Genomic DNA, 12,205 nt, shown 5'->3' on the forward strand with positions numbered 1-12,205 from the left:
TCCTGAGACGACTACCTTGATCAATGAAATAATTCATTTTTTCAAACACTGAACTTCAGGTAATCGCCTAACTCCAAAACTATTTGGAATTAGAACGTTAGAAATTTTTTCAGACCAATGAATCACCTATTGAAAAAACTGTCCAGTCACATTCACTTAACCCAGTTCATCACTTAACTAAACGAGCCTAATAATATTTTCTTGACATTTTCACTTTTCATTTTAAACTGATTCTCAGTATGGAAATGTGACGACCATGTGTGCGTAGAAATATCAGTGATCCCACCTAGTATCTTCTCATACTTGAAATGACATGTTGGACAAAATGGTCCCCACGTCAGATATTTGCATGAGTGACGTGGAGTATGTCCCAATTCAGGAATGAAGGACTACTAATTTCTACGATTCTATGTCCAATCAAGTCTTTCAACTACTCGAAACCACCCCAAAGACATATTCAGAAGTAACAGAGGTAAAATGTATCATTTTTAACATGGCCTTCTGAGTCAGAGGACTATTCCACTGCCACAAAGGTCACAAGGAGGATCTTATGCAGTTCGGAAATTTTCTACTCCAACGACAAAAAATCACCTGGGAAGAATATCAAAAACTCATAGCGCGACAACACGGTCACATTGTCCGCGATCAAAAGTTCAATGATTTCCTGGAAGTCTCCTACGACCTCTCTAATCGACGCCTCAACCCTTTTGGTGAAGTCCTGAGGCATTCCAAAATTGGTCAAACCGTCGCAGATCGACATCTTCAGACCATCGATGAATTCATCACAACATCAGTGGAAGAGTGGTGGAAATGGCATCTGGACTCACTTGAACCACTGGGCATTTACTCCACCGCCTCTCGATACGGCGCTCAACTTTATGTCCGAGATTTCGAAAAGAAATGTGTAGGCGAACTGGTAGCAAATACTAAGGTACGCTCGAATCACACAGCTTCAATTGTTCGAAATGGAGATAATGTAGTCATTCCTGATGGCTCGAGTTCTGCTTATGCAGGTTTAGCCATTGCTGCATTTCGGGAGAATGTTCGCATCACCACATCCAATGACATCCTGATTCGTGAAATGCGAGACAACCCATGCGTGGCACGAGCATTTCATCGAGGATTTACAGTCATTGGTGGCGAAGCGGACTTTGATGCCAGTTCACGTTGTGCCCAGCATGGCGGCTGTTTTGAGGTAGATGCGCAAAAACAATTTGAATGCGCCATTTCCAATAATCCCAAAGCGACCGTCGTTGTTATCTCAGTCAATGGGCTCCTTCCCGATGATGGCCCCTTCAGCAAAGATGGCGACACTTACGGTGTCAAAAAACAAATTATCGACTCTGCGATAGAAGCTAACGTCCGCGAAATTGTTTTTGTCGCAGATTATACCAAACATCAACAGAATAATCGGGAGCAATATGGAATTCCGATTTATGCGACCCCCAGAGACTGGAGGTCTACTGTTGAAAATAATTACGAACGTATCTCCATTGTGACAGCACCACCACCTGAAATCAGAAATCATATGAATTCCATTTCAGGAAGTATCCAGGACCGCGACCTTAGAGCGTTGGAGATACAGGAATTACACAAACAGTCAATTCGTGAATATGATCAGGCAGCAAAAGCCTTCGATTCATTGCTCCGTAATTCCCCTTTTGAAGATAGCCGTTTCCATGAAGCAATACTGGATGGAGGAACTGGACGTGTCAAACCTTTGCACTGAAAGTCATTTTCCAGACTGATGCCGTGGATCGCATCTAACGACAGTGACTCTGAATCCATGATTCTCGATCCAAATGACCTCAAGTCGTTACAGTAAAACTGGACACAGTCTGAATCAACAGATCAATGCGGGCAGGCCTCTTTTCGTAATGGAAAGAGGCCTGTTTTTCATGCATCCTCTCAAGTCAGCGCGCCAGGCGAAATCGATCAATAATATCTTCTGCATTCAACATGGCGTTCAGTGCCATATAGAGCAGGATCACCCCCGCAACAAAGGTGATCACACGATTTACCTGGGTCTGCCAGCGGCTTTGTGGCTGATATTTCGTGTGAGTTTTTTTCGCGAAGTCTTTTCGACAACTCATGTAAATCGCCAGCACTCCCCCCACTGTCGACATCAGAATGTAGACCGTAAAAAACAGATACAGGTATAAATCTGAGTTCATTCTTTTCTTCCCGTACCAGGCATTTACTTTAAGAACAGCGCGAATCGCCGCGCTTCTTATGATATTTACGCTGGCTCGTAAGGATCTTCAGGCGACTGCGAGGAAAGTGATAACTGTTTCCTGATCAACTCGACAGCTTGAGCATGATTGAGTTGAGTATTTGCAAATGACCAGAAGACGGCTTTGATTTTGGGGTCCCTGCGCCGCCAGAGTTTCAAAGGACTTAATCGTTCATACGCTTCATCTGTCAGAAAAAAGATCAGATCCGTGCGCTCACTGTTTTTACTGGCGTTCGTATCGACATTCTGAATTTCTCTCGCTTCTATTCTGAGCAGCTTCTTCTTCGGAAAAAAATAAGAATACAGATCGAGAAAATCAGTGTCTACGATAAGCAACGGCTCTTTCGTCAGCGCCAGACAGATCGACCAGATCCCCACAGGGAGAACGAATAGAAAGACAAAGCTTGAAAATCCGAGAATCGCACCGAGCGACCAGCCTGCGAAGCCCTCCGAGCCCAGTGCCAGATTAAAGAAAGTCACAACGAATACGCTGCAGACCCCAGCAGCCGCCAGATGGATCCAGAAACTGCGATAAACGGGCTGCGATTCCTGCATTTGTATTGATTCCAGGAGACAGGTTAATACTGAGTTCACATTCAATCATTCGTCAACCAGTGTAGCGTCTCCGTCGCGAAAAAATATATTTTCTTTTACTCATCAGTAAAATTCGTTTAGAATTTAAGTTGTTTCAATGATTTCAAAGCCTTTCATCATGAAAATCACAAAACACATTTCGATCAGTGTTGCCGAGAGCGTGATTGTCATAGTCATACTCACAATCCTGGCCGTTCTGATACTGCCGGATACACGCCAGGCTGTTACCAGCGCCCGACGAGAGTTTTTTCGCAGCCAGATGAAACAGATCGGACTGGCACTCCACCAGTATCAGAATGATTATGGTTGTCTGCCTCCCCCGGTTGTGAAGGGAGAGCAAGGCGTCGCATTACACAGTTGGCGGGCATTGCTGCTGCCTTACTTCAAGTCAGCGCATCACCTCAAAAACCGACGACTGGATTATCATTTCAACGAACCCTGGAACAGCCCTCATAATCAACAGATCGCTTCTGAAAACAGGGATCTTTACCAGCTCGACTGGCAGCCTCAGACAGGACCGCGACGTCGATCCCGGCTGGTAGCGGTCACTGGTAATTCCACTTTCTGGAGTGAATCACCAGACTGCCACACATTACCAGATTCCACTACCCGGGAAGATTCTATTTTAGTGGTTGAGATCCCGGGTGATACCCCCAGTTGGAACACACCAGCCGACATTACACTGGATGAATTTCTGACGTGGAGCAACCAGGATTTATTTGACGACTATGGCCCCCTGGCATTGTTTGCAGACGGACATATCGAGTGGCTTTCTCCCGCAGAACTGCAGGCCGGTAACCTGCGAAGAAAACTGCAGCGTCCCTCAGTGAAAACGTTCAGATCTGGAGAATAATATTCTGCATCATGAAATTCCCCCTGCACACATTCGAAGTCAGTAGTCCCTCTAAGAAAGATTTTATCAGACTGCTGCAGAAAGCCATGAACAGACTGCCGTCTGTTGTGGAGCAGGAAATCTCGGATGCAGACCGGTTTCGTTTTCGACTGATTCTGGAAGATTATGTGGTCGGTTTATTAAAAGACATGCAGGCCATCCAGCATCTCTCACGCAAATGGACTCCGTCTGATTATGTGATCATTGTGCAGTATGAAAAAACACAGGGCACCATCTGTTTTAACGGGCAGGAACAGGTGATTCATTTTGAACAATAAGCATCCCCTAGCTCATCGAGAGTAATCAGTCGCATTGAAAAGACTACTGTATCATAAATGGTATCTATTTTTTCTGATCTCGCTCGGCGGGTTCCTGATCTGGCTCTACTTCCAGAAGGATACGATTTCACTCGCTAAAGAGAGCCTGAAAACAAAAGGCTTTTATGTTAGATCAGCTTCCCGTTCCAATCCCATTGATCGTACGGTACTCGCCGCCAAACGTTTTTTGAAACGGGATGAGTTAAGAATTGCCCGGATTAAATGGTACACTGAAACTGAATCATTAGCCGGTATCGAAGAGCTGCAAACCCTGGCTCCTTTTATTGTCCATCTAAACTGTGGATTATCCAAAATCCACGATTCTGATGCATATGTGATAGGCAAGATGCATGACTTGAGATCCTTGATCCTGTATGGCCCAGATCTGTCTGATCGGGGAGTTCTCTCTCTGTCCCGTCTGGAACGACTTGAAAGCCTTGAACTCTATGCGCCAAAATCAACGGATGCTGGACTAAACTGGCTACACCGTTGTCCTCACTTACATCGTCTCATCCTCGGCGATGCAAAGCTGGGAACCCCAACCGTGCAACAGCTCTCACAGCATTACGAATTACGCAGATTAAATTTACAGGGCACGCTCATCACATCCTCGGATTTGCAGTTTTTGACTGATCTCCCTCAGCTCTGGATGCTGGAACTGACGAGAGACTTTATCGACGACAGCGCGGCACCTCACCTGCGAAAAATGAATTCTCTCGGAAACCTGCAATTGAATGAGACCGAAGTCGGAGATGAAGTGTGTAGTGCCCTGTCAAAACTACCAGATCTCTCAACCCTGAATCTTAATGACACCCAGATTACCGACCGGGGAGTGTGCATACTGCTGGAAGGTTGTCAGAATTTAAAATCATTATCAGTCGCACGCTGCGATCTGACAGACAAAGCATTCGTTGACGCAAAAGCATGGCCGGTGAATCTGAAGACGATAACCATCACTGGAAACCGCATCACCGGTCAGGAAATTCTGAATATCTATCGCAGACATCCTGTTATTGAATCAATCAATTTCAATCTAAGTAAATATGATTCAGACATTGTCGATCAGATCGAACAGATCAGAAAAACTCGTTCAAAATAAATTCGAAACGTAGATAAAATACTGTTTGTATCCGGCTTATTGTGTTTGTCGAAATCAATACCTTCGTGATCGCAGTCACCGCGAACCGGCAACTGATCAACCTCTACCAGGTTGCGGAAATGAAAACACCTCTCCACGATTTCGAGGCGAACGTTGTAACACCGCCTCAGACCTGGATTTCGGGCGGATTTACTCCCGGTTCGGCTCATTTTTCTGCACCACTCCCGTTCGGTCCCGAAAACCAGGTCTTGCATAGTTCTGCGAAAGATCAGAAAATCCCCTGCGTCAAAATCCGCACGGATGATTCCAGTAATGAACTCGAAAGGAGTCCGAGTATGATTCATTCAAAAGTCACGTTCTATATGGTTCTCATCCTGACAGGTCTGCTTGTGTTTTCGTCGTCTGAAAACAATCAGGCCGCCAAACCTCAAGTCGATCCAGCGCAAGTCATCTTGCGTGCCATTGAAACGCCCAACGGTTCCCAACTGGAAATTCGGATCGGCCATCTCGTCTGCAAAACAGATCAACTGACTTATCAGAGGAAAGAGGGTCCGGAATTCACGGTGCAACCAGTCGGCAAGAAGGTGCACGTCATCAGCGACAAACAACGCATTGCTGCACAACATGTGGAATATCCACTCGCCTGGTTAACAGGAGCGCGTTGAACCAGGAATTTCACGCCTGCGGAGTTTGCTCGTATTCCGGTGCGTCAGAAGAATCAGTCAGGAATTCCATTTTCCCGCTCTTCACATCGTAGAGCGCACCGACCACCATCACTTTGCCCGCATCCACCAGATCGCGAATCACTTCACTGCGAGCCGTAATTTCGTGGACGCTGCGATAGACGTTGCGTCGTGCCGTCTCGTCGATAAATAATTCCTGCGATTCCTCACTCATCTCTTTCAGACCGGCACAGGCTTCTTCATCGACGCAGGGAACGATTTCATCCACAATGGAATCCAGGTGCGAGCAGCCTGTGACCTGCGAGGCATTGTTATGTTCGCACATCATCTGCACCGTAGAAGTGACGGCACCACAACGGGTGTGCCCCAGTACCAGTACCAGTTTTACTCCCACCACCGCGACGCCATATTCGATACTGCCCAGGGATTTGTTGCCGATCACATTCCCGGCGACACGCACGCTGAAGATGTCGCCAATCCCCAGGTCCAGCACCAGTTCCGCCGGCACACGGGAATCGATACAGCTTAAGACCACCGCCAGGGGATTCTGTTCGCCGGCAGTCGCATTGACCTGATGCCCCAGATCGCGTGAAAGTCGATTGCCCGTATAAAACCGCTCATTGCCTTCACGTAAAATCTGCAGGACCTGATCTGGTGTGATTCGATCTTTCAGATCTCGGGTGGAATAGTCGGCGAATTGAATTTCGTTATTCAGTTGATACTTTCGCCGGAACCCGCGCAAGCTGACTGTAATGCCGCGTGCAGGCCCGATTTTATGCTTGAATTCCTGGATCAGACTTAAGATGTCCGGGTCGATGTAATCTGTACTGCTGGCATCAATCAGCATGTTGGTACCCGGCGCTGTATCGTTAAACACTTTATCGAGCGCAGCACGGTTCAGAAAGCTGACCTGATTCGCCAGTTCGATATGCAGAACATCTCCCCCGACGTGTGTCTCCACAATCCGACGAATCGGCTGTCGGAGATTACTGTTCAGAATAAACAGCAGACTGACCCCCAGGCCAATCAGAATTCCCACTAACAGGTCGGTAAACACAATCGACAGCAGCGTGATCATAAACGGTAAAAACTGGTAGCGTCCTTCACTCCACATCTGTCGAAATAGAGTCGGACTGGCCAGTTTGAAACCGGTGACAAGCAGAATCGCTGCCAGCGCCGCCAGGGGAATCATATTCATATACACGGGAATCAGCGCCACAGCGATCAACAGCAGAATGCCGTGAACGATACAGGATAGTTTCGTCTTGGATCCCGAATTCACATTCACAGAACCGCGCACAATCACCGAAGTCACAGGCAGGCCGCCAATCAGGCCGGCTGTCATATTCCCCACTCCCTGTGCAATCAGTTCGCGACTGGAGGGTGAATTGCGATTTTCAGGATCGATCTTATCGACCGCTTCCAGGTTTAAGAGTGTTTCCAGCGAAGCCACGATCGCAATGGTCCCGGCGGCAATATAGATGGCAGGGTTGGCCCATTGTGAAAAATCGGGATGAGTCAGAAACGTAAGAAGATCGCCGGCTGTTTCTGCTACCGGGATCTGTACGAGGTGGCTGGCTTCAATTGCCCAGGGGCCTCCCATGCGTTGAAACAGGATATGCAGGCACACTCCGAGCAGCACGACCATCAACGGACCGGGAATCACCGAATTCTTCAGCATTTTAATCCGGTTCCAGCCTACCAGTAAAACGATGGAAGCCAAACCGACCACAGCCGCACCGAAATGAATATCACCTTCAAAGACCGTCAGAATTTCAGAAAACGTGTTTTGTTTATCCGGTTGAGTAAAGGACATTTCCCCTTCCGGGTCGGTATCGTGACCGAGCACGTGGGGAATCTGCTTTAGAATCAGGATGACGCCGATCGCGGCCAGCAGGCCTTTAATGACACTGGAAGGGAAAAACGCTGAGAGGGAACCGGCTTTCACAATCCCCAGGATGATCTGGAACACCCCGCCAATCATGACGGCAAGCAGGAACGCCTCAAAGGAACCCAGCGCCGCAATCTGCGCGATCACAATCGCCGTTAAACCAGCGGCCGGGCCACTCACACTGGTACTCGATCCGCTGATCGAGCCGACGACAATCCCGCCTATGATTCCGGAGACCAGGCCAGAAAACAGTGGAGCTCCTGAAGCCAGGGCAATCCCCAGGCAGAGAGGAAGGGCAACAAGAAAAACGACCAGACCTGATGTCAGATCGCGTGGCAGATACGTAAGGGGATAGCCCGAAAGACGTGCGTCGTTCATGTCTATTCACTCAATCATTTTTTAGGGGGCGGGTAACTTGCAGTAACAGAATCCCCAATGATCCCTGTTTCGAATCACGCTTGGGAATCGAGTCTGCACTTGATTCAGGCTCTGATTACTTCGAGGTTTGAAACCAACAGTCAGCTGATGTGATTCGCCCCCCTCAGAAATCCAGATCCTGCCCATAGTATTATTGATTCACATCTCTTTTTATAGTCTGCTTTTACATATTTTCAGTAATTTGATTTCTGACTTAACTTTTCCACTTTAAATCAGGTAGATTTGACTATAACAGAACAATCACTTTCCAGGGTACGGGAAGCTGGCAGCCGTACTGGACACTATAGAGTTTTCAAAAGCAGGTATTCCAGACCTGACGATCTTTTTTTCTATCAGACAGACAGGGACGACTTTACGATGGCTGTCAATTATGAGGTCAGTATGCCGACACGACTCTTTTTTCCACTGGTGATCGCTCTATCGGGACTGTTCAGTTCTCCGCTTCAGGCAACCGACTGGTCACAGTGGAGAGGCCCCAAGCGTGATGGATTTGTCAGCGAATCAACTTTTCCTGAAAATCTGTCTGCACAATCCCTGACTCAAGTCTGGAAAATTCCCCTCGGTCCCGGATACTCGGGTCCCATTATCTCTGGCGACCGTGTGTTTGTAACAGAAACCGTCGATGAGAAAATCGAAGTTGTCAGAGCCTTGAATCGTGCGACAGGGAAACAGATCTGGAAGCAGGAATGGCCTGGTGCTCTGAGTGTCCCCTTCTTTGCCAAAGCCAACGGCGACTGGATCCGGGCCACACCTGCCTGTGATGGCGAACGACTGTATGTGGCCAGCATCCGCGATGTGCTCGTCTGCCTGAGTGCAGACAATGGCGAGATCCTCTGGCGCGTTGACTTTGTGGAAAAATTGAAATCACCTCCCCCGGCATTCGGCTTTGCTTCATCTCCACTTGTTGTGGGGGACGCTCTGTACGCCCAGGCCGGCGGCGGGTTGTGTAAACTTGATAAACTGACGGGGGAAATCAAGTGGCGGGTTCTTGAAGATGGTGGTGGCATGTTTGGCAGTGCTTTTTCTTCGCCTTACTACACTACCCTGAATGGGGTACCACAATTGATTGTTCAGACTCGCACGACCTTAACGGGTGTCAATCCAGATGATGGCGCTGTACTCTGGAAGCAGGACATTCCCGCATTTCGAGGGATGAATATTCTGACCCCCACTGTCTTTGAAAATTCCGTCTTCACCAGCAGCTATGGCGGCAAATCGTTTCTTCTGACGCCTGGCAAGTCGGACGAACAGACACCCCCTGAAGAAACCTGGACCAACAAAGCCCAGGGTTATATGTCTTCTCCGCTGATCATTGATGGTTCGATTTACCTGCATCTGCGGAATCAGCGTTTCACCTGCATTGATCTCAAAACAGGTGAAACCCGCTGGACCACAACTCCCTACGGAAAATACTGGAGTATGGTCACTGACGGAAATAAAATTCTGGCACTCGATCAGACAGGCGATCTGTTGTTGATCAAAGCGAATCCTGAAAAGTTTGAATTACTCGATCAGCGAAAGATTGCTGAAGATTCCTGGGCCCACATCGCTGTCAGCGGTAACGAACTCTTCATCCGCGCCCTGGATCATCTGGCAGTCTACCGCTGGAACACTTCTGATACCGAAAACTAATCAACGATTATGACTGTCCCCGAAATCCGCGTTCGCACCCTCAACCAGTCTCCGCTGCAAAGAGACGGCGATTACGTTCTCTACTGGATGATCGCCAATCGGCGGACTCGCTATAATTTCAGTCTGCAACGGGCCGTCGACCTCAGCAAAGAACTCAACAAACCTCTGCTCGTGTTCGAAGCGTTACGCTGCGGATACGAATGGGCCAGCGATCGCCTGCATCGATTTGTGTTGCAGGGAATGGCCGACAATGGGGACAGTTTACAGGACAGCCCCGTCGGTTATTACTGTTATGTCGAACCGAAAGCCGGTCATGGCTCGGGGTTACTGTCGGCGTTGGCAACCAGGGCTTGCGCCGTCGTCACCGATGACTTCCCCTGTTTCTTCATTCCTCACATGCTGAAGTCGGTCGCATCGCGCTTGCCAGTCCGCCTGGAAGCCATCGATTCCAACGGGCTCCTGCCGCTGCGGGCTGCTTCACAGATTTATCCGACCGCGTACGCGTTCCGCCGCTTCCTGCACAAAGCATTGCCGGACCACCTGGACCAAAGTCCCAAAATCAACCCGATGTCACACATTGAGCTTCCGGAATTCACTGCTGTGCCGAGCGAAATTCTCGAACGCTGGCCGATGGCATCCGATCAATTATTGCAGGCAACCCCCGATGTGCTCGCCGACCTCCCGCTGGATCATCAGGTCGGCCCCGCTGCCTTTGATGGCGGCATGACCGCCGCTGACAAAATGCTCAAACAGTTTCTCGACGTGCGTTTCGAACGTTACGCAGAGGAACGGAACGAGCCGGAAGAGGAAGTCACCAGCGGGCTCTCTCCCTATCTGCATTTCGGTCATATCTCCGTGCACGAAGTATTCAAGCGCCTCGCCGATCGGGAAGACTGGAACGTTGCGAAAGTATTGGATCAGAAAGCGACCGGCAAACGGGCGGGCTGGTGGCAGATGAGTGAAACCGCCGAGGGTTTTCTAGACGAACTGATCACCTGGCGCGAACTGGGTTATAACATGTGCTGGCAGCGTGACGATTATGATCAGTATGAATCACTGCCCGACTGGGCGCGGACGACGCTGGAAGAACATGCGTCTGACAAGCGCGATCCTTGCTATTCACTCGAAGAATTCGAACAGGCGCGGACTCACGATGAACTCTGGAACGCTGCCCAGACACAACTGGTTACGGAAGGACGCCTGCATAACTACATGCGAATGCTGTGGGGGAAGAAAATCCTGCACTGGTCAGAATCTCCTCAGGCCGCATTGGAGATCATGATTCACCTCAACAACAAGTACGCCGTCGATGGTCGAAACCCCAATTCTTACTCGGGCATCTTCTGGTGTTTAGGCCGCTACGATCGTGCCTGGGGTCCCGAACGGCCGATCTTCGGAAAGATCCGCTACATGACCAGCGACAATACCGCCCGCAAATTTAGCGTGGACGGATACCTGGAACGATACAGCAAAGCAAAGCGGCAAGGTTCCCTGTTCGATTGAAGTCGCATCCCGATCCGGTTTAAACTGACTCACTTGTAGAACAATGATCAGAGTCATTTCAGCTGCTGCGGGGAGTTCGGTTTTGGACAGACATTTATTCGAGGGAACGGTTCCCTATTACGTGCGGTATCGCGTTCCCTATCCGGAAGCCCTGCTGTCCGAGGTCTGCGAACAGGCACAACTGACTGGTCGAGGAAAACTGCTCGACCTGGGTTGTGGCCCGGGGGAACTTGCCATCCGTCTGGCGCCCCGATTCCAGGAAGTCACAGCCGTCGATCCTGATGCAGAGATGCTGGCCGCCGCCCAACAGAAAGCACGGGAGCAGCAGGTCAGCAACATTCAGTGGCTCAATCAGAGTGCCGAGCAGTTCTCCGCGGAACCGGATTCTTTCGAGCTGGTGACCATCGGTGCCGCCTTCCATTGGATGGAGCGGCAGGTCATGGCACCGCGCATCCAGAGCTGGCTCCAAGCAGAACAGCCTCTGGTCATCATGGGTTACACCAGTATCTGGAGCGGCAACGCCGACTGGCATCCACTGGTTCGCGAAGTCGTCAAACGCTGGCTGGGCGAAAAACGGCGTGCCGGCTCCGGTGAATTCAACAATCTCGCGGCTCCGCACGAACAGGTCTTAATCGATGCCGGTTTTAAACTCGAAGAAATCAAACACGAGTATCTGCAGACCTGGACTCTCGACGACCTGCTAGGCAACCTGTACTCCACCTCTTTCGCATCCCCCGCAGTTCTAGGCACAAAACGAGCAGACTTCGAAGCCGACCTGCGAACCACCCTGCTCGACTTCAACCCCGGCGGCACCTATGAGGAACAGATGACATTTTACGCGCTGATGGCTTTCCCTCATGCATGAATGCGATAAAGAAGCTGAGGAGGCAGTAGAATCCTCTTTGTTTTTCTCGTAAGAATAT

11 protein-coding genes are annotated in these 12,205 nt (G+C 49.5%); 8 read left to right on the forward strand and 3 right to left on the reverse strand.

Annotated elements, in window-relative coordinates; all coding sequences use genetic code 11:
* Nucleotides 1-550: 550 nt before the first annotated feature.
* Nucleotides 551-1,729, forward strand: coding sequence for a hypothetical protein (locus ACN0YN_RS13405; RefSeq protein WP_417385527.1), 1,179 nt, complete (start codon nt 551-553; stop codon nt 1,727-1,729).
* 184 nt (nt 1,730-1,913) lie between these two features.
* On the opposite strand, the gene ACN0YN_RS13410 is transcribed toward ACN0YN_RS13405, so the two are convergent.
* Entirely contained in the window at nt 1,914-2,174 is a 261-nt protein-coding gene (locus ACN0YN_RS13410) for a hypothetical protein (protein WP_417385528.1), read from the reverse strand.
* A gap of 65 nt (nt 2,175-2,239) precedes the next feature.
* A complete protein-coding gene (locus tag ACN0YN_RS13415; protein WP_417385529.1) occupies nt 2,240-2,788 on the reverse strand; it encodes a hypothetical protein in 549 nt (182 codons plus the stop codon).
* 157 nt (nt 2,789-2,945) lie between these two features.
* On the opposite strand from ACN0YN_RS13415, the gene ACN0YN_RS13420 reads away from it, so the two are divergent.
* From ACN0YN_RS13420 to ACN0YN_RS13435, 4 genes are all read left to right on the forward strand, one after another.
* Nucleotides 2,946-3,680: a DUF1559 domain-containing protein gene (locus tag ACN0YN_RS13420; RefSeq protein WP_417385530.1), complete on the forward strand. Its 735-nt coding sequence runs from the start codon at nt 2,946-2,948 to the stop codon at nt 3,678-3,680.
* Nucleotides 3,681-3,691: 11 nt separating this feature from the next.
* Nucleotides 3,692-3,997, forward strand: coding sequence for a hypothetical protein (locus ACN0YN_RS13425; RefSeq protein ID WP_417385531.1), 306 nt, complete (start codon nt 3,692-3,694; stop codon nt 3,995-3,997).
* Between the two features lie 34 nt (nt 3,998-4,031).
* A complete protein-coding gene (locus ACN0YN_RS13430) occupies nt 4,032-5,135 on the forward strand; it encodes a hypothetical protein (RefSeq protein WP_417385532.1) in 1,104 nt (367 codons plus the stop codon).
* Between the two features lie 119 nt (nt 5,136-5,254).
* Nucleotides 5,255-5,800 carry a hypothetical protein gene (locus tag ACN0YN_RS13435; RefSeq protein ID WP_417385533.1) on the forward strand — a complete coding sequence of 182 codons (546 nt, stop codon included), beginning with the start codon at nt 5,255-5,257 and terminating at the stop codon, nt 5,798-5,800.
* A gap of 10 nt (nt 5,801-5,810) precedes the next feature.
* On the opposite strand, the gene ACN0YN_RS13440 is transcribed toward ACN0YN_RS13435, so the two are convergent.
* Nucleotides 5,811-8,087, reverse strand: coding sequence for a bifunctional SulP family inorganic anion transporter/carbonic anhydrase (locus ACN0YN_RS13440; RefSeq protein WP_417385534.1), 2,277 nt, complete (start codon nt 8,085-8,087; stop codon nt 5,811-5,813).
* 417 nt (nt 8,088-8,504) lie between these two features.
* Between ACN0YN_RS13440 and ACN0YN_RS13445 the strand changes: the two genes are divergently transcribed.
* The 3 genes from ACN0YN_RS13445 to ACN0YN_RS13455 all read left to right on the forward strand — a co-directional run bounded on the left by ACN0YN_RS13445 (nt 8,505) and on the right by ACN0YN_RS13455 (nt 12,147).
* The gene (locus tag ACN0YN_RS13445; RefSeq protein WP_417385535.1) at nt 8,505-9,779 is read left to right on the forward strand and encodes a PQQ-binding-like beta-propeller repeat protein; all 1,275 of its coding nucleotides are present in this window, start codon (nt 8,505-8,507) and stop codon (nt 9,777-9,779) included.
* A 9-nt stretch (nt 9,780-9,788) separates the two neighbouring features.
* A complete protein-coding gene (locus ACN0YN_RS13450; RefSeq protein ID WP_417385536.1) occupies nt 9,789-11,282 on the forward strand; it encodes a deoxyribodipyrimidine photolyase in 1,494 nt (497 codons plus the stop codon).
* Nucleotides 11,283-11,364: 82 nt separating this feature from the next.
* Entirely contained in the window at nt 11,365-12,147 is a 783-nt protein-coding gene (locus tag ACN0YN_RS13455; protein WP_417385537.1) for a class I SAM-dependent methyltransferase, read from the forward strand.
* Nucleotides 12,148-12,205: the final 58 nt, after the last annotated feature.

This window comes from Gimesia sp. (assembly GCF_048260065.1).
Lineage (GTDB): Bacteria > Planctomycetota > Planctomycetia > Planctomycetales > Planctomycetaceae > Gimesia.

Excerpts from the sequence above, each read along its gene's own strand:
- ACN0YN_RS13420 (WP_417385530.1), top strand. The coding sequence starts at position 2,946 with ATGAAAATCACAAAACACATTTCGATCAGTGTTGCCGAGAGCGTGATT.
- ACN0YN_RS13450 (WP_417385536.1), top strand. The coding sequence starts at position 9,789 with ATGACTGTCCCCGAAATCCGCGTTCGCACCCTCAACCAGTCTCCGCTG.
- ACN0YN_RS13410 (WP_417385528.1), bottom strand. The coding sequence starts at position 2,174 with ATGAACTCAGATTTATACCTGTATCTGTTTTTTACGGTCTACATTCTG.
- ACN0YN_RS13405 (WP_417385527.1), top strand. The coding sequence starts at position 551 with ATGCAGTTCGGAAATTTTCTACTCCAACGACAAAAAATCACCTGGGAA.
- ACN0YN_RS13425 (WP_417385531.1), top strand. The coding sequence starts at position 3,692 with ATGAAATTCCCCCTGCACACATTCGAAGTCAGTAGTCCCTCTAAGAAA.
- ACN0YN_RS13435 (WP_417385533.1), top strand. The coding sequence starts at position 5,255 with ATGAAAACACCTCTCCACGATTTCGAGGCGAACGTTGTAACACCGCCT.
- ACN0YN_RS13440 (WP_417385534.1), bottom strand. The coding sequence starts at position 8,087 with ATGAACGACGCACGTCTTTCGGGCTATCCCCTTACGTATCTGCCACGC.
- ACN0YN_RS13415 (WP_417385529.1), bottom strand. The coding sequence starts at position 2,788 with ATGCAGGAATCGCAGCCCGTTTATCGCAGTTTCTGGATCCATCTGGCG.
- ACN0YN_RS13445 (WP_417385535.1), top strand. The coding sequence starts at position 8,505 with ATGGCTGTCAATTATGAGGTCAGTATGCCGACACGACTCTTTTTTCCA.